The sequence below is a fragment of the Streptomyces durhamensis genome (assembly GCF_000725475.1).
Classification (GTDB): Bacteria; Actinomycetota; Actinomycetes; order Streptomycetales; family Streptomycetaceae; genus Streptomyces; species Streptomyces filipinensis.
Genome location: NZ_JNXR01000023.1, coordinates 87815 through 103744, shown reverse-complemented (window position 1 = coordinate 103744; position 15930 = coordinate 87815). Strand labels below are relative to the sequence as shown.

Below are 15930 nucleotides of genomic sequence, written 5' to 3'. Positions count from 1 at the left end.
CGACCCTAGGGGGTTACTTGCGGTGTATGCCCGCTTCCTCGCCGTACTCGCCGAGGATGACCACGCTGAACGCGGCCTCCGCGAAGACCTTGATGGCGCGCAGGGCGTTGCCGAGGAGGTGGTGGTGCGGGCCGTCCACGGCTGTGGCGCCGGCCGGCGGGCGGGCGGGGGCTGGATGGATGGTTGCTGCGCTCATGTCCCCATGGTCGCTCTCGCACCGCGTGGTCGGCATCGGTCTGCGGAGCCAATCTCGCCGTGCTTCGCGTACCTCCCTGGGCGGAGTGCTCCCCCTACGCCGGGCGGCCTCGCCCCCTAGGGGTCCGCATGCGGAATCACGGCCCGGACCCGGAGTGCGCCCTTGCGGGCCCCTTCCGCGCCGGTCCCGGTCCGGGCCTGCCGGCGCGGCGCGGCGCACGTGAAAACGTTCCTCCGGCACACGCCGGCGGCACCTGCGGGGCGCGGCCGGCCGCCGGACGGGCTTCCGTTCAGAGCTCGAACAAACCCTGAACGAACAGAATATTCCGACAATCCGACTGTTCTCTTGCATCTTGTCGGACCGCTCGACTCCCCGGCTAGGTGGTGTCAGGCCGCCCTCGGGGGCGGAGCGACACACCATGAGGAGAACAAGTCATGAAGAAGGCCTACGAAGCACCGACGCTCGTCCGGCTCGGCTCCTTCCGCAAGGAGACCGGACTCCTGCAGCGGCACGGCAACGACCGGCTCATCTTCAGCAAGAACTGAACAGGACGGCGAGCGAACGTCTCTGACCCGACGTCATGACTGATCTGCACACACGTGCGGGGACGGGCCACGGCGACGCGCACTTCGCGGTCTTCGCCGACCGCGCGGACGCGGCCGCCGTGGCCCGCTCCTTCGCCCGCCCCGGCACCCGCAGCCTCGATCACGCCTCGGGCCGGCCCTGGCTCGTGGGCCACTGGCACGACGAGGAGATCGTCAGCGCCCGTGTCGGCCCCGCCGCCCTCGCCCTCGTCGGCTGCGTCCCCGTCGACCGCACCGAACTGGAACGGGTCGCCCGCTCGCTGCGCGACCTCGCCGCACTGGACGCGTGGGCCCGCGAGCTGCCCGGCAGCTGCCACCTCGTGGCCGCCCTCGACGGACGGATCCGGATGCAGGGCACGGCCTCCGGTCTCCGGCTGGTCTTCCACGCCCCGGTGCACGGCACCCGGGTGGCCGCGACGCGGGCGGACGTCCTGGCCGCCGCGCTCGGCGTCGAACCGGCCCCGGAACGCCTGGCCGTACGGCTGATGTGGCCCGTCCCGCACCCCTTGCTCGACGAACCGCTGTGGCCCCAGGTGACCGCCGTGCCCCCGCACGAGGCGCTGGTCCTCGCGCCGGACGGCCAGGGCGCACGTCACAGCCGCTGGTGGACGCCCCCGGAACCGGTCGTCCCACTGCGCACGGGCGCCCTCCGGGTCCGCGAGGCCCTGGCCGAGGCCGTCCGCGCCCGCACCCGGCACGGCGGCACGGTCAGCTGCGACCTGTCCGGCGGCCTCGACTCCACCTCCGTCTGCTTCCTCGCCGACCGCTCACCGGCCCGCGTCGTCGCCTCCACCTGGCCCGGCCGCGACCCCGCCGACACCGACCTGCACTGGGCGAAGCGGGCCGCCGCCGACCTGCCGGACGTCGAGCACGTCATCTGGGACGCCGAGGCCTCCCCTCTCGTCTACGACGGGCTGCTCGCCATCGACGACGTACTGGACGAGCCCAGCATCGGCGTCATGGACCGCGCACGGGTCCTGCACCACCTGCCCGCCATGGCCGAACGCGGCAGCCGGGTCCATCTGACCGGCATCGGCGGCGACCACGTGGCCTGGTGCTCCGAGGCGTACTACCACCGGCTGGCGCGGCGCCGCCCGCTGTTCGCGCTGCGGCAGCTGCGCGGCTTCCGGGCGCTATGGCAGTGGCCGCTCGGCCCGCTGCTGGGCACCCTGGCCGACTCCCGGCCCTACGGCACCTGGCTGGCGGACACGGAGCACCGGCTGCGCGACCCGCTGGAGCCGACGGTCGCCACCAGCCTCGGCTGGGGCATGAGCCCGCGCCTGTTCGAGTGGGTGACCCCGCAGGCGGAGCACCTGGCCCGTACGGAGCTGCGCACGGCGGCCCGGCGGGCCCGGCCCCTGCACCCGGACCGGGGACTGCACGCCGACCTGGAACAGATCCGCAACTGCACCCGGATCATCCGGCAGTGGGACCACATGGCGGCCCGCTGCGGGCTGCCCATGGCCTCGCCGTTCCTCGACGACCGGGTCATCGAGGCCGCTCTCGCCGTCCGTCCCGACGAACGCGTCTCGCCCTGGCAGTACAAGCCGCTCCTGACCGCGGCCATGCGCGGGATCGTGCCCGAGGAGTGCCTGCGCCGGACCGACAAGGCCACCGCCGCGCGGGACGCGGCGGACGGGCTGCGCGAGCACCGCGGCGACCTCAGGGCGCTGTGGGAGGACTCATGGCTGGAACGGCTGGGGCTGGTCCACGGTGACGTGCTGCGCCGCCTGGCGGAACGCCCCGCCACCCGGCACCTGCGTCAGGGCGTCCTGTACTCGACCATCGCGGTCGAGGTGTGGCTGCGCGCGCTCGGCCGGACCCCGCACGACCTACCGAAGTGAACCGGGCACACCGAAGGGAAGACCCCATGGCATTGCGGTTCGGTGCCGATGTCTGCACCGCGAAGACCGACTACGGCACCGTGCTCCTCGACCAGCGCTCCGGCGAGTACTGGGAACTGAACCCCACCGCGACCGTAGTGGTCGACACGCTCATGGCGGGCGGTGACGAAGCGGCCGCGACGGCGGCGGTCGCGGAGGCGTTCGACGTCGACCCCGACCGCGCGCGTGCCGACGTCGGCGCCCTGGTGGAGCAGCTGCGCGCCGGCGGGCTGGTCCGATGAGCACGCCCAGCGCCCTGGAGCGGCCGTACGGGGTTCCCCTCGGCCGCCGGCTCGCCGCCCGCGTGGTCCTCCTGCCGGCCGTCGTCCTCTCGCTGCTGCCGCCACGCCACATCCGCACGGCCCTCGGCCTGCTGTGCCGCGGCGCCGCCCCCGCCACCGCGGCACAGGCCCTGCGCGCCCGCGACGCCGTGTGCGCGGTCAGCCTGCGCTGCGCCGGACCCCGGGGCTGCCTGCCCCGCTCCCTGGGGGCCGCGCTGCTGTGCCGTCTCGGCGGCACCTGGCCGACCTGGTGCACGGGCGTCCGCGTCGTGCCCCCGTTCACCGCGCACGCCTGGATCGAGGCCGAGGGCCGGCCGGTCGGCGAGGACGCACCCGACGGCTACTTCGCCCGCCTGATGGCCGTCGGCCCGGATCCGGCCCGCTGATTCACCGGCCCTCCCCCTGAGGGCCTGCTCGTAATTCGTTAGCCGTCCCCCTGAGGCCTCCTCTAAAATCTCCGCTCTTGCCCGCCTCCCTCTCGCGGAGCGCCGCCGCCCGGACGGAAACCGGGCGGCCCGAAGTCGGAAGACGACCGTCCCGCAGGACGACAGTCACCCCAGACGGAGATCCGGAGGCACCCCCTTGTCCACGCCCGCCGCCGACCCACTCGACGATCCGCTCGGCCGAGAGCGTTCCCACCTCGCCGCGTCCCGCGCCGCGCTGCGCGCCATGCGCGAGGACGTGGAGTCGCTGGACATCCGCGACGTCACCGCGAACTGGGTCAACGCCGAAGTGCTGTCCCGCCAGATCGACGAGCGGATCAAGGCCCTGGCCGACCTCAGCGACACCCCGCTGTTCTTCGGACGGCTGGACTTTCTGCACGCTCCGGGCGCGGACCAGGCCGAGGGCGCGGAGGGCGAGCGGTTCTACATCGGGCGGCGGCACGTGCACGACGCCGACGGCGACCCCATGGTCATCGACTGGCGTGCCCCGGTGTCGCAGCCGTTCTACCGCGCGTCCAAGAAGGACGCGATGGACATCGGGCTGCGCCGCCGCTTCGGCTACACCGGCGGCGACCTGACCGCGTACGAGGACGAGCACCTCTCCGACCCGGCCGAGACGGCGACCACCAGCAAGCTGCTCCAGCAGGAGATCGAACGGCCGCGCGTCGGCCCGATGCGGGACATCGTCGCCACCATCCAGCCCGAGCAGGACGAGATCGTCCGCTCCGGCCTGTCCGGCACGGTCTGCGTCCAGGGCGGCCCGGGCACCGGGAAGACCGCCGTCGGCCTGCACCGGGTCGCCTACCTCCTCTACGCCCACCGTGAGCGCCTCGCCCGCACCGGCACCCTCGTCATCGGCCCGAACCGCTCCTTCCTCCACTACATCGAGCAGGTGCTCCCCGCCCTGGGTGAGTTGGCGGTGCAGCAGGCCACCGTGGACGACCTGGTGGCCCAGGTGGAGGTGCGCGGCACGGACGAAGCGGCCGCGGCCGTGCTCAAGGGCGACGCCCGGATGGCCGAGGTGCTGCGCCGCGCCCTGTACTCCCACGTGACCATGCCGACGGAGGCGGTCGTGGTGGTGCGCGGCTCCCGGCGCTGGCGGCTGCCCGCGTACGAACTGGAGGACATCGTCCAGGAGTTGCGCGGGCGGGACATCCGGTACGGCGCGGCCCGCGAGGCCCTGCCGCAGCGGATCGCGCACGCGGTGCTGGTGCAGATGGAGCGGTCCGGGGAGGCGCCGGACGACCGGGTGCAGGACGCCGTGGCCCGCAACAGCGCGGTGAAGGCGGCCGTGAAGGAGATCTGGCCGGCCGTCGACCCGGCCAAGCTCGTGCTGCGGCTGCTGACCGACGCGGACTTCCTCGCCGAGCACGCCGCCGGGGTGCTGGACGAGGACGAGCAGAAGACGATCCTGTGGGCCAGGGCGGTGCGCAGTGTGAAGTCGGCGAAGTGGTCGGCGGCGGACGCGGTGCTGATCGACGAGGCGGCGGACCTGATCCAGCGCACGCACTCGCTCGGCCATGTGGTGCTCGACGAGGCGCAGGACCTCTCCCCCATGCAGTACCGGGCCGTCGGCCGCCGCTGCACCACCGGCAGCGCGACCGTGCTGGGCGACCTGGCGCAGGGCACGACGCCGTGGGCGACCCGCAGCTGGGACGAGGCGCTGGCGCACCTCGGCAAGCGCGAGGGGGTCATCGAGGAGCTGACGGCCGGCTTCCGCGTGCCCACGGACGTCATCACCTACGCCTCCCGCCTGCTGCCGCACATCGCTCCCGGCCTCACTCCGGTGGCCTCGGTCCGCGAGAACCCCGGTTTCTTCGAGGTCCGTACGGTCGCGGAGACGGCGGAAGTGGTCGCGGCCTGCGGGCAGTTGCTGCGCAACGAGGGCTCGACGGGCCTGATCGCCGCCGACGCCCGCATCCCGGTGCTGGCCGAGGCGCTGACGGCGGCGGGGATCCCGTACCTGGCCCCCGGCGAGGAGACCACCGAGGAGGCCCGCCTCACCCTGGTCCCGGCGTCCCTGGCCAAGGGTCTGGAGTACGACTACGTGGTCCTGGACGAGCCGCAGGCGGTGGTGGACGGCGAGCCGGACGAACGCACCGGTCTGCGGCGCCTGTACGTGGCGCTGACGCGTGCGGTGTCGGGTCTGATCGTGACGCACTCGGCCCCGGTACCGGCCCAGTTGGCCTGACGGCCTAGGGTGTCGGCCGTTCCGTCACGTCCCCATGGAAGGGCCTCCCTTGAGCACTCCACCGCCTCCGCACCCGGCCTACCAGCACAACCCCGGGGCCTACCAGCAGGCTCCCGGGGCGTACCCGCAAAGCCCCGGGCCCTACCAGCAGGCCCCGGTGGGCTACGAGCAGGCGCCGGGGGCGTACCAGCAGGCGCCGGTGGGCCACCCGCAGCCTTCCGGGCCGTACGGGCAGGCGCCGGGCGGCTACCCGCAGGCGCCGGACGGCCACGGGCAGGCGCCCTACCCGCAGGCGCCAGGTGGCTACGGGCAGGCCGGGTACCAGCAGGCCCCCGGCGCGTACCCGCCCGCCGCCGGCGCCGGGTGCGAGGTGTGCGGCGCGGCGCCCGCGACGGAGGTGACGGTCCGCGGCCACCAGGGCATGCTGATCATCATGCGGCAGCTGCGGCGGCGCGGCACCTTCTGCCGCTCCTGCGCGCTCGCGGTCTTCCGGAAGATGCAGTCGGACACCATGGCGCAGGGCTGGTGGGGTCCGGCGTCGATGATGATCACGCCCATCACCCTGCTGATCAACCTCTTCGCCCTGGCCAAGATCCGCAAGCTCCCCGCGCCGGTCGCCCCCCAGGGCCCCGGACTGGACCCGGGCCGCTCGGTGTTCGCCCGTCCGATGGGGATAGTGGGCCTCGTCCCGCTCCTCGGGTTCACCTCGTTCCTGCTGCTCGTGTTCATCGGGATGGCGGCGCGATAACCGCAACCGGCGGGGACGGCCACCTCCCGTCCAGGGCCCTCCGCCACTCGGCCACGGCCGCCGCGGAGACCGGCCCCTGCCACCCGGAGGGCCGCGCCGCCCCGCCGATGTGGAAGGCCTCGATGCCGGCGGCCCGCAGCCGCGGGACGTGGTCCAGGCGCAGGCCGCCCCCGACCAGGAGCTGCTGACCGTAGCCCGGCTCGCCCCGCCGGGCCGCCTCCGCGGCCAGCGTGGGCAAGCCCTCGTCCACACCGCCGGCGGCGCCCGCGGTGAGGTAGGTGTCGAGGCCCGGCAGGTCGGCGAGCTGCTTGCGCAGGGCGTCGCGGTCGGCGGCCCGGTCGATCGCCCGGTGGAAGGTCCACGCGCAGCCGTCCAGCGCGCGGACCACCCGCTCGACGGCGGCCAGGTCGACCCCGCCGCCGGCGTCGAGGAAGCCCAGGACGAACTGGTCGGCGCCGGCCTCGCGCAGGTCGCGGGCGACCCGGACCAGACGGTCCACGTCACCGGCCGCGAACCCGTCCGCGAGGCGGAGCATCACGCGCAGGTCGATGTCGACGGCGGCCCGGATCCCGGCGACGGTGGCGGGCGCGGGGCTGAGCCCGTCGGCCGCCATGTCGGTGACCAGCTCCAGGCGGTCCGCGCCTCCGGCCTGGGCGGCGACCGCGTCCTCGACGTCGAGCGCGATCACCTCCAGGACTGCACGCTTGCTCATGGCACCCCATTCATCGGCGACTACAGGTCTAGTCCAATTCAAGACTACGCCGGTTCCGTACCCGCCCGGGCCGCGCCTCACCCGGAGATGTCCGGCCCCGGGGCCGCGGCGGGGGCGCCGGGCGGGAGAATGGCGCCATGGCCGACCTTGACGACCTGCGTTCCCGCTGGGTGCGGGCCCTGCTCGCGACCCGGGAGGACCCCTGCCACCCGGACCCGTACCGGTACGCCGACGCCCTGCTGCGCCGCTGGCAGGAGCCGCAGCGCCGGTACCACACCGTCGAACACCTGGCGGCGGTCCTCGACCACGTCGACGTCCTGGAGGCGTACGCGGACGACCCGGACGTCGTACGCCTGGCCGCCTGGTTCCACGACGCCGTCTATCTGCCGGAACGGTCGACGAACGAGGAGCGCTCCGCCCGCCTCGCCGAACGCGCGCTCCCCGAGGCCGGGGTCGCACAGGACACGGCCGCCGAGGTGGCCCGGCTGGTCCGGCTCACCGTCACGCACGACCCGGCCGAGGACGACCGCGACGGCCAGGTGCTGTGCGACGCCGACCTCGCGATCCTGGCCGCGCCCCCGTCGGCGTACGCCGCCTACACCGCCGAGGTGCGCGAGGAGTACCACTTCGTGCCCAACGACGCCTTCCGCCAGGGGCGTTCGGCGGTCCTGCGCCAACTCCTCGCCCTGCCCGCGTTGTTCCGCACGCCGTACGGGCAGGAGCACTGGGAGGCCACCGCCCGCTACAACCTCTCCAGTGAGCTGGAAATGCTGTCGACCTGAGGGAGCCGGGCCCCTAGGGTTCGCCCATGCGACCGATAAACGGGGACGATGTGACCGAGGCCGTGGCGGGCTGCACGGCGATGCTGCGCGCGGCGCTGGAGCGGGACTGGAGTGCCGTGCGGGCCGGACGGCTGGAGTGGGACTGCCATGCCACCGCGGTCCATGTGGCCGACGACCTCATCGCCTACGCCGCCAATCTGGCCGGGCGCGCGCAGGACGACTACGTCCCCTTCGAGCTGAAGCTGGACGAGGGCACCGGCAACGCGGGCCTGCTGCACGTCATCGAGACGACCGGCGCGCTGCTCACCGCCGCCGTCCGCACCGCCCCGGCCCAGGCCCGCGGCTTCCACCCCTACCCCTTCCGCAGCGCCGACGCGGAGGGCTTCGCGGCGATGGGCGTCGCCGAGGTGCTGCTGCACACGCACGACATGGCCGAGGGCCTCGGCATCCCCTACGAGCCGCCGGCCGAGCTCGTCGTCTCCCTGCTGGCCTGCCTCTTCCCGCACGTCCAGCCGGGCCCCGCCCCCTGGCCGACCCTGCTGTGGGCCACCGGCCGCGGCGAGCTGCCCGGCCGCGCCCCGGTCACCGGGTGGCGCTGGTCCAACAACCTCGTCATCCCGGCCGGGCGCCTCACCCTCACCGGTCTCCGCCCGGCCGCCGCCCAGGATCTGCACCTCGGCGGCGACGGCGGCTTCGCGTGGATCGAGGGCGGCCCGTACCAGGGCACCCGCGACGCCGCCGGAATGCAGCTCAAGGCGTACGAGGCCGGTGTGCACCGGCCCGAGTTCAACGTCTTCGTCCTGGTCCGCGCACAGGACGGCCGCGCGGTCGGCGGCATGGGCTTCCACGGCGCCCCCGACGAGGAGGGCTGCGTGGAGATCGGCTACGACCTCGCCGAGGCCGCGCGGGGCCAGGGGTACGCCACCGAGGCCCTGCGGGCCCTGTCGCAGTGGGCGCTGGCGCGCGACGACGTGCGGACGCTCATCGCGAAGATCGACCTGGACAACGCACCCTCCCGGGCGGTGGTGACCCGCGCCGGGTTCCGGCTGGTCGCCGAGGACGACAAGCTCGTCACCTACGAACTGCGCGGCTGAGCGGACCGCTTGCGCCGGCGCAGCCCCGACTCGCGCAGCAGCCGCACCACGTCGCGGCTGCTGGTCTCCACCGCCCCGGCGGCCACCGCGTCCGCGTACCGGTGCGACGGAAGGTCGTAGTGGTCGCGCTCGAAGGCCCGCCGGGGCACGCCCAACCGCTCGGCGAACAGATGCAGTTCGTCGTACGACACATCGCTGACCAGGTGCGACCACATGCGGCCGTGGCCGGGCCAGGCGGGTGGGTCGATGTACAGCGTCACGACGAGGCCATCCCGCCCGTGGCCGCCCCCAGCGAGCCCACCGGCGCGACCCTGACGCCCACCTTGGCGCACACCCAGTGCGGGTCGGGGCCCAGTTCGGGCTCCACGTCCAGGGCGTGCGGATCGCCGGAGCCGCACACCGGGCACAGCGGCCAGCGGCCGTAGCGCTCCAGCAGCGCGTCCTGGACGTCCTGTGCGACCAGCCCGGCGACGTAGGCCGCGCCGTCCGGCCACTGCTCGACCCACCAGCGCCGCTCCGCGACGGAGTCCTCGACCAGCGAGACCACGTCCGCCTCCGCGACGTCACCCGCGACGAGGTCGGCGAGCACGAGGGCGCGCGCGGCATGCAGGGCCTGCTCAAGGGGGCTGAGGGGTTCCATGAAACCCATTGTGCGCACTCTTGACCACGACATCGAACCGAAAATATCTTTCATCCGTGACCCAGGACGTGAAGGAAATTTTCGGCAGTCCGGTCGGCTCCCTCGCCGCCAAGGTGCGCACCCTCGCCCCTTCCATGACCCGCTCCATGCAGCGTGTGGCGGAGGCCGTCGCGAACGACCCGGCCGGCTGCGCCGCCCTGACGGTCACCGGTCTCGCCGAACTCACCGGTACCAGCGAGGCCACCGTCGTGCGCACCGCCCGGCTGCTCGGCTACCCCGGCTACCGCGACCTGCGCCTCGCCCTCGCCGGGCTCGCCGCACAGCAGCAGTCGGGCCGCGCGCCCGCGATCACGACCGACATCGCGGTGGACGACCCCATCGCCGACGTCGTCGCCAAGCTCGCCTACGAGGAGCAGCAGACCCTCGCCGACACGGCCGCCGGTCTCGACACCGCGCAGCTCGACGCCGCCGTCGGCGCGCTGACCGGCGCACGGCGCACCGACGTGTACGGCATCGGGGCGTCCGGCCTCGTCGCCCAGGACCTCACGCAGAAGCTGCTGCGCATAGGGCTCATAGCCCACGCCCACAGCGATCCGCACCTCGCGGTGACCAACGCGGTGCAGCTCCGCTCGGGCGACGTGGCGATAGCGATCACCCACTCCGGCTCGACGGGGGACGTCATCGAGCCGCTGCGGGTGGCGTTCGAGCACGGGGCCACCACCGTGGCCATCACCGGCCGGCCCGACTCGCCGGTCACCCAGTACGCCGACCACGTACTGACCACGTCCACCTCACGGGAGAGCGAGCTGCGACCGGCCGCGATGTCCTCGCGCACGAGTCAACTGCTCGTGGTGGACTGCCTGTTCGTGGGAGTGGCCCAGCGGACCTACGAGACGGCGGCGCCCGCGCTGGCCGCGTCGTACGAGGCGCTGGCTCATCGGCATCGCACCAACCCCAGGTGATCACCAGCACGCAACGGCACCCGACCCGAGAGAGCCACCCCCCATGACCTCTGCTGACCTGCGTCGTCAGTTGTCCTCCCTGACCACCGAAGCCTTCCGGCCCGAGCTCGCCGACATCGACCGTCTGCCCACCCTCGACATCGCCCGCCTCATGAACGGCGAGGACGCGGGCGTGCCGGCCGCCGTCGCCGCCCGCCTTCCGCAGATCGCCGCGGCGATCGACGCCGTCGCCGAACGCATGAGCCGGGGCGGGCGCCTGGTCTACGCCGGCGCCGGCACCGCCGGCCGGCTCGGCGTACTGGACGCCTCCGAGTGCCCGCCCACCTTCAACACCGATCCCGCCCAGGTCGTCGGCCTGATCGCGGGCGGCCCCGACGCGATGGTCACGTCCGTCGAGGGCGCGGAGGACTCCAAGGAGCTGGCCCGCCGGGACCTGGACGCACTGAAGCTCACCGAGGACGACTCGGTCGTCGGTGTCTCCGCCTCCGGCCGCACCCCGTACGCGATCGGTGCGGTCGAGCACGCCCGTGCCCTGGGCGCGCTGACGATCGGGCTGGCCTGCAACGAGCGGAGCGGGCTGGCGGCGGCGGCCGAGCACGGCATCGAGGTCGTGGTCGGCCCCGAGCTGGTCACCGGCTCGACCCGGCTGAAGGCCGGCACGGCCCAGAAGCTGGTCCTGAACATGCTGTCGACGATCACGATGATCCGGCTCGGCAAGACCTACGGGAACCTGATGGTCGACGTCCGGGCGTCGAACGACAAGCTCCGGGCCCGCTCCCGCCGGATCGTGTCCCTGGCCACCGGAGCTTCGGACGCGGAGATCGAGAAGGCCCTCACCGAGTCCGGCGGGGAGGTGAAGAACGCGATCCTGGCGCTCCTCGCCGGTGTCGACGGCCCGACGGCCACCCGCCTTCTGGAGGAGTCCGGCGGCCATCTGCGTGCCGCGCTGGCGCACGCGGCCCACTGACCCGCACGCTCGGGGCGTGCGCAACGACCCCGCCTCCACCGCGAACGCCGTCCTCACCCGGGTCGGCGGCCCGGCCAACGTCACCTCCGTGGCCCACTGCATGACCCGCCTCCGGCTGGCCCTCGCCGACCCGGCGGCGGCGGACGAGGCGGGGCTGCGGGCCCTGCCCGGCGTGCTCGCGGTCGTGTCCGACGGCCCCGCCTGGCAGATCGTGCTCGGCCCCGGAGTGGTCGACGAGGTCACGGCGGAGGTGGAGGCACGGGTCACGGCCGGCCGGCCGGGGGACGCCGGGGCTCGGTCGACGCAGGAGGGGGACGCCGAGGACGGGGCGGAGGGGGCGGAGGGGACGCGGGCCGCCGACGGGCGTCCGGAAGAACCCGGCGCCCGGTTGAAGCAGGAGCTGCGGCAGCGCGACGCCACCCCGTTCAAGAGCGCCCTGCGGCGCGTCGCGAACGTCTTCGTGCCGCTCATCCCCGCCCTGATCGGCTGCGGCGTGCTGGCCGGGCTGGGCGGTCTGCTGGCCAGCACCGGCCTGCTGCCAGGACTGACCCCCGCCCTGTCCGCCATCGCCTCCGCGTTCCTGGCGCTGATCGCGGTGTTCGTCGGCCACAACACGGCCAGGGAGTTCGGCGGCACACCCGTGCTCGGCGCCGCGGTCGCCGCCGTCGTCGTGTATCCGGGCGTGGCGAAGGTGCCGGTGTTCGGGACGCACCTGGCCCCCGGGCAGGGCGGCGTGCTCGGCGCGCTCGCGGCGGCCTGGCTCGCGACGCGGGTGGAGAAATGGTGCCGGGGCAGGGTGCCCGGAGCCCTGGACGTCCTGCTCACCCCCACGGTCACCGTGCTCGTCCCCGGACTGGTGACGCTGTACGGCCTGATGTACGCGGCCGGTGCGGTGGCCTCGGCGATCGGCACGGCGGCGAACTGGCTCCTCGCGACCGCCGGAGCCGTCGCCGGACTGGTCCTGGGCGGCCTGTTCCTCCCGCTGGTCATGCTGGGCCTGCACCAGGCCCTCATCCCCATCCACACCACCCTCATCGAACAGCGGGGCTACACCGTCCTGCTCCCCCTGCTGGCCATGGCGGGCGCGGGGCAGGTGGGCGCGGCGCTCGCGGTGTACGTCCGCCTGCGCCACGACGTCCCCCTGCGTACGACGATCCGCTCGGCGCTCCCGGCCGGACTGCTGGGCGTCGGCGAGCCCCTGATCTACGGTGTCTCGCTCCCCCTCGGCCGCCCGTTCCTGACGGCCTGCGCGGGCGGGGCGGCGGGCGGCGCGTTCGTCGGGTTCTTCGCGATGCTCGGCACCCAGGTGGGGGCGACGGCGATCGGCCCGTCGGGCTGGGCCCTGTTCCCGCTGCTCGCGGGGAACCGGGGCCCGGCCGTCGCGGCGGCGATCTACGCGGGCGGGCTGCTGACCGGGTACCTGGTCGGCTTCGCGGCGACCTATCTGTTCGGCTTCCCGCGCCGGCGCCGCACCTCCGCACCGGTGTGACGACCGCCCGCTACCTCGGCCCCGGCGCCCGCCAGACAAGGGTGTAGCGCCAGAAGAGCCGCCGCCGGAACCGGGCTCCGGGAAGCAGCCGGCGGGCCTCTCGCCCGACCTCGTCGTAGGTCATCCCGGCCGCACGGGTGGGCGCGGTCATGGACACGGGTCTGCGGACGGCCGGCCGCCGGTGGTTCTTCAGCCACCCGGTCAGCACGTTCAGCGGCAGGGAGACCAGCCCGCGCGCGTGATCGACGGGCCGCGCGTCCCGCGCACACCCGACGACGACCAGCGTGCCGCCCGGCGCCAGTTCCTTCCGGAGGCGGCCGAGGGTCTCGGCGAAGGGGAGGTGATGGAGTACGGCGACACAGGTGATGACGTCGTAGGGGCCGGGGGGAAGGTCGTACGGGGCGGAGGCGAGGGTGTAGGTGACGGGGAGGGCCGGGTCGGTCAGCTCCCGCGCCCGGTCCAGAATCGCCGCGTCGGCGTCCACCCCGACGACCGCCTCCGCACGCCGGGCCAGCACCCGGACCAGATCGCCGCTGCCGCAGCCCACGTCCAGGGCGGTACGGACCCGCCGCGGCACCTGCCGCAGCAGCCAGGGGTGGAAGTGGGCGTTGTGATCCCAGGGATGGGCGGCGTTGAAGCGGTGGAGGGCGTCGACCAGTCGACTCGGCAGCACGTGCACTCGCTCATTCCACCACGGGCCGTCCGGCGCCGTACCCGGGACCGGTGGGCCCGGGGCCCGGCGGGCGTTACCGTCGGACCATGAACCACGCCCAGCTCGCCGCCCTCGGACGGGCCCTCCGGCTGCTCGGGGAGCACGGAGAGGCGCTGACCGCCGACACCCCGGACACCCGGCTGCACGAGATCAGGAGCGATCTGCGCCGAGCGCTCGATCTGCTGGACGAGAGTGTCGCCTCCGGCGCCCCGGCCACCCGGTGCGCCGAGCATCCGCAGGGGCCCGTCGACGAGAGCGCGCCCGATCTGTGTCTGCTCTGCGAGACCCGGCGGCGCGCGGCGCGGAGGTCGGAGTTCCAGGGCCGGCCGGGCCCGGCGCAGCCGGTGGCCACCGCTCCGTCCCGGTACGGCGTGCGCGCCGACCGGCCCCAGCCGCAGCAGCGGTGGCTGCCGGAGGCGTGGAACGGGCAGGAGTGGCAGCTGTGCGGGACGCCCCGCCGGGACCGGCACGAGGCCGAGGCGTATCTCGCCGCCCAGCGGCGCGGATCACGGGCCGCGATGGCGTACCGGCTCGTGCACGAGTTCACCGACTACGAGGTGCTGCGGGTGTGGGGCACACCCGTGCACATCGACATCGAGCCCATGGGCAATCTGTAGCCGCCGTCAGCTCAGCAGGGGCGAGGGCAGGAAGTCGTACCCCTCCCAGATCAGCCTGCTGCGCTCCTCCGGGTACGGGCCCGTCGTCGGCTGCGTGTCCAGGATCTGCACCAGGCGGGAGTCCGGGTCGTAGGACGGCCAGCCCGGGTCTCCCGTCCGTGCGAACGTCGTCCAGGCGCGGCGCATGAAGGACGACAGGCGCTCCGCCTCCGGTGTGGGTCTGCCGCCGGGGAAGAGCAGGGCGCCCAGGTCCGCGCCGTACGTGCCGAAGAGCAGCGGGATGTCCAGGGCGTGGCAGGCGCCCAGCAGGCCGTCGCCGCCCGGGGCGGGCCAGGTCAGTTCGTAGACATGGACGCGGCCGCCGCCCGTGTGCTGGGCCTCCGCGAGGCGCAGGCTGGGCAGCGCGAACAGCCAGTCGGTCTGCACGCGTGCGAAGAGCTGCTCCGCGTTGTCGTCGGGGAAGGCCGACCGGTAGGCCTTCTCGCCCGTCTCGCCGCCCGGTGCGTACAGCCGCAGGGTCGCTCGCGCCAGCTCGTCGGTGACCTTGCCGCGCAGGCCGGCCAGGACCAGGAACAGGCGGTACTCGTCGCGGTTGTGGCCGACGACGAGGTCGATGTCACGGGCCGCGCCGGAGGCGAGGGCCTGCCAGGGGGTGCGGGGCAGGACGTCGCCGTCGACGACCGGGGCGAACGGGACGGTGGTGGGGGCCACCTGGCCCCATCGGGCGGTGAACCGCGCCATCTTGGTGCCCAGCGCCGCGCCCGCTTCGGTCAGCCGCCGCGGGTCGACCTCCGCCAGGTCGGCCGCCGTGGGCTCGCGGCCCGCTTCGGCCGCCAGGGCCGCCGCCAGGTCACGGGCCAGATCGGCGGAGAAGAACGTGCCGGGCACGCTCTGGGCCACCGCCCGGCGGAACAGTCCGCGGGCCCTGGGCATCGCCAGCAGCGAGGCGATCGAACCCGCGCCCGCCGACTCGCCGAAGACCGTGACCTCGGCGGGGTCGCCGCCGAACGCGGCGATGTTCTCGCGGACCCATTCCAGGGCCGCCACCTGGTCCAGCAGGCCGCGGTTGGCGGGTGCGCCGTCCCAGAGGGCGAAACCCTCCATGCCGACGCGGTAGTTGAAGGTGACGACCACGGCGTCGCCTTCGCGGGCGATGTGCCGCGCGTCGTAGCCGGGCTGGCCGCCGTGGCCCAGTTTGAACGCGCCGCCGTAGATCCACACCATCACCGGGCGGGCGGCGGACGGGTCCGGGTCGGGGGTCCAGACGTTGACCGTGAGCCAGTTGTCGTCCCGCGGGGCGGGCGGCTGGGCCGCGCGGCCCAGGATGCCGGCCTCCTGCGGGGGCGGGGGGCCGAACGCGTACGCCTCCCGGGTGCCGTCCCAGGGACGGGGCGGGCGGGGGGCCTGGAAGCGGGCCGCGCCGACGGGCGGAGCGGCGAAGGGGATGCCCCGGAACACCGACAGGCCCTGCTCCCGCAGGCCGCGCACCGCGCCATGGGCGGTGCGCACCACGGGGCCGTCGGTGTCCGGGGCGCCACTCTCCTGGGCCTGGGACTCGCTCGTCGTCATGCTCGCTCCTCACTGGTCATCAGGGCAAACGTACGACAGCGGTCACAAGTGCCCGGCCAG

At 74.2% G+C, this 15930-nt stretch carries 18 protein-coding genes; 12 read left to right on the top strand and 6 right to left on the bottom strand.

The window, feature by feature from the left end; translation table 11 throughout:
* Positions 1-13 precede the first annotated feature (13 nt).
* Positions 14-196, bottom strand: coding sequence for a hypothetical protein (locus tag IO33_RS0130775; RefSeq protein ID WP_031170981.1), 183 nt, complete (start codon positions 194-196; stop codon positions 14-16).
* A 434-nt stretch (positions 197-630) separates the two neighbouring features.
* Between IO33_RS0130775 and IO33_RS49640 the strand changes: the two genes are divergently transcribed.
* The 6 genes from IO33_RS49640 (at position 631) to IO33_RS53610 (ending at position 6326) form a co-directional block, all read left to right on the top strand.
* Complete coding sequence (locus tag IO33_RS49640) at positions 631-741, top strand: keywimysin-related RiPP (protein ID WP_107069418.1); 111 nt, start codon at positions 631-633, stop codon at positions 739-741.
* Positions 742-776: 35 nt separating this feature from the next.
* Complete coding sequence (locus IO33_RS0130765; protein WP_031170979.1) at positions 777-2624, top strand: lasso peptide isopeptide bond-forming cyclase; 1848 nt, start codon at positions 777-779, stop codon at positions 2622-2624.
* Between the two features lie 26 nt (positions 2625-2650).
* The gene (locus tag IO33_RS0130760) at positions 2651-2905 is read left to right on the top strand and encodes a lasso peptide biosynthesis PqqD family chaperone (RefSeq protein ID WP_031170977.1); all 255 of its coding nucleotides are present in this window, start codon (positions 2651-2653) and stop codon (positions 2903-2905) included.
* On the top strand, positions 2902-3330 hold the full coding sequence (locus tag IO33_RS0130755; protein WP_031170975.1) for a lasso peptide biosynthesis B2 protein: 429 nt from the start codon (positions 2902-2904) through the stop codon (positions 3328-3330). Before IO33_RS0130760 ends, IO33_RS0130755 begins: the two co-directional genes overlap by 4 nt.
* A 196-nt stretch (positions 3331-3526) precedes the next feature.
* The gene (locus IO33_RS0130750) at positions 3527-5578 is read left to right on the top strand and encodes a HelD family protein (protein ID WP_031170973.1); all 2052 of its coding nucleotides are present in this window, start codon (positions 3527-3529) and stop codon (positions 5576-5578) included.
* 49 nt (positions 5579-5627) lie between these two features.
* On the top strand, positions 5628-6326 hold the full coding sequence (locus tag IO33_RS53610; RefSeq protein WP_209438941.1) for a hypothetical protein: 699 nt from the start codon (positions 5628-5630) through the stop codon (positions 6324-6326).
* On the opposite strand, the gene IO33_RS0130740 is transcribed toward IO33_RS53610, so the two are convergent.
* Positions 6304-7038: a copper homeostasis protein CutC gene (locus IO33_RS0130740; protein WP_051927072.1), complete on the bottom strand. Its 735-nt coding sequence runs from the start codon at positions 7036-7038 to the stop codon at positions 6304-6306. The two genes, IO33_RS53610 and IO33_RS0130740, sit on opposite strands and share 23 nt — an antisense overlap.
* Before the next feature lie 137 nt (positions 7039-7175).
* On the opposite strand from IO33_RS0130740, the gene IO33_RS0130735 reads away from it, so the two are divergent.
* Positions 7176-7820 (top strand): HD domain-containing protein, encoded by a 645-nt coding sequence (locus IO33_RS0130735; RefSeq protein WP_031170967.1) that lies wholly within the window; start codon positions 7176-7178, stop codon positions 7818-7820.
* A 50-nt stretch (positions 7821-7870) separates the two neighbouring features.
* A complete protein-coding gene (locus IO33_RS0130730; protein ID WP_107069417.1) occupies positions 7871-8914 on the top strand; it encodes a GNAT family N-acetyltransferase in 1044 nt (347 codons plus the stop codon).
* Here IO33_RS0130730 and IO33_RS0130725 read toward each other — a convergent pair.
* Positions 8896-9174 carry a DUF4031 domain-containing protein gene (locus tag IO33_RS0130725; RefSeq protein WP_031170962.1) on the bottom strand — a complete coding sequence of 93 codons (279 nt, stop codon included), beginning with the start codon at positions 9172-9174 and terminating at the stop codon, positions 8896-8898. The two genes, IO33_RS0130730 and IO33_RS0130725, sit on opposite strands and share 19 nt — an antisense overlap.
* Positions 9171-9554, bottom strand: coding sequence for a hypothetical protein (locus tag IO33_RS0130720; RefSeq protein ID WP_031170961.1), 384 nt, complete (start codon positions 9552-9554; stop codon positions 9171-9173). The genes IO33_RS0130725 and IO33_RS0130720 overlap by 4 nt, the downstream gene beginning before the upstream one ends.
* Positions 9555-9610: 56 nt before the next feature.
* On the opposite strand from IO33_RS0130720, the gene IO33_RS0130715 reads away from it, so the two are divergent.
* Genes IO33_RS0130715 through IO33_RS0130705 form a run of 3 tightly spaced genes read left to right on the top strand, consistent with a single transcriptional unit; the run spans position 9611 to position 12972 of the window.
* The gene (locus IO33_RS0130715) at positions 9611-10516 is read left to right on the top strand and encodes a MurR/RpiR family transcriptional regulator (protein ID WP_031170959.1); all 906 of its coding nucleotides are present in this window, start codon (positions 9611-9613) and stop codon (positions 10514-10516) included.
* Between the two features lie 43 nt (positions 10517-10559).
* Positions 10560-11483, top strand: a complete 924-nt coding sequence (gene murQ / locus IO33_RS0130710) for an N-acetylmuramic acid 6-phosphate etherase (protein WP_031170957.1) — start codon at positions 10560-10562, stop codon at positions 11481-11483.
* Between the two features lie 16 nt (positions 11484-11499).
* Positions 11500-12972 (top strand): PTS transporter subunit EIIC, encoded by a 1473-nt coding sequence (locus tag IO33_RS0130705; RefSeq protein WP_051927076.1) that lies wholly within the window; start codon positions 11500-11502, stop codon positions 12970-12972.
* Positions 12973-12982: 10 nt separating this feature from the next.
* Here IO33_RS0130705 and IO33_RS0130700 read toward each other — a convergent pair whose 3' ends face one another.
* Complete coding sequence (locus tag IO33_RS0130700; protein WP_031170954.1) at positions 12983-13651, bottom strand: class I SAM-dependent methyltransferase; 669 nt, start codon at positions 13649-13651, stop codon at positions 12983-12985.
* A gap of 80 nt (positions 13652-13731) precedes the next feature.
* On the opposite strand from IO33_RS0130700, the gene IO33_RS0130695 reads away from it, so the two are divergent.
* Entirely contained in the window at positions 13732-14301 is a 570-nt protein-coding gene (locus tag IO33_RS0130695) for a hypothetical protein (RefSeq protein ID WP_031170953.1), read from the top strand.
* Between the two features lie 6 nt (positions 14302-14307).
* Here the strand turns inward: IO33_RS0130695 and IO33_RS0130690 are convergent, their stop codons facing one another.
* A complete protein-coding gene (locus tag IO33_RS0130690; RefSeq protein WP_078963968.1) occupies positions 14308-15870 on the bottom strand; it encodes a carboxylesterase/lipase family protein in 1563 nt (520 codons plus the stop codon).
* Positions 15871-15930 lie beyond the last annotated feature (60 nt).

Bases quoted from the DNA above. Each gene is read 5' to 3' on its own strand.
- IO33_RS0130775 (WP_031170981.1), bottom strand. From the start codon at position 196: ATGAGCGCAGCAACCATCCATCCAGCCCCCGCCCGCCCGCCGGCCGGC.
- IO33_RS49640 (WP_107069418.1), top strand. From the start codon at position 631: ATGAAGAAGGCCTACGAAGCACCGACGCTCGTCCGGCTCGGCTCCTTC.
- IO33_RS0130765 (WP_031170979.1), top strand. From the start codon at position 777: ATGACTGATCTGCACACACGTGCGGGGACGGGCCACGGCGACGCGCAC.
- IO33_RS0130760 (WP_031170977.1), top strand. From the start codon at position 2,651: ATGGCATTGCGGTTCGGTGCCGATGTCTGCACCGCGAAGACCGACTAC.
- IO33_RS0130755 (WP_031170975.1), top strand. From the start codon at position 2,902: ATGAGCACGCCCAGCGCCCTGGAGCGGCCGTACGGGGTTCCCCTCGGC.
- IO33_RS0130740 (WP_051927072.1), bottom strand. From the start codon at position 7,038: ATGAGCAAGCGTGCAGTCCTGGAGGTGATCGCGCTCGACGTCGAGGAC.
- IO33_RS0130735 (WP_031170967.1), top strand. From the start codon at position 7,176: ATGGCCGACCTTGACGACCTGCGTTCCCGCTGGGTGCGGGCCCTGCTC.
- IO33_RS0130720 (WP_031170961.1), bottom strand. From the start codon at position 9,554: ATGGAACCCCTCAGCCCCCTTGAGCAGGCCCTGCATGCCGCGCGCGCC.
- murQ (WP_031170957.1), top strand. From the start codon at position 10,560: ATGACCTCTGCTGACCTGCGTCGTCAGTTGTCCTCCCTGACCACCGAA.
- IO33_RS0130695 (WP_031170953.1), top strand. From the start codon at position 13,732: ATGAACCACGCCCAGCTCGCCGCCCTCGGACGGGCCCTCCGGCTGCTC.
- IO33_RS0130690 (WP_078963968.1), bottom strand. From the start codon at position 15,870: ATGACGACGAGCGAGTCCCAGGCCCAGGAGAGTGGCGCCCCGGACACC.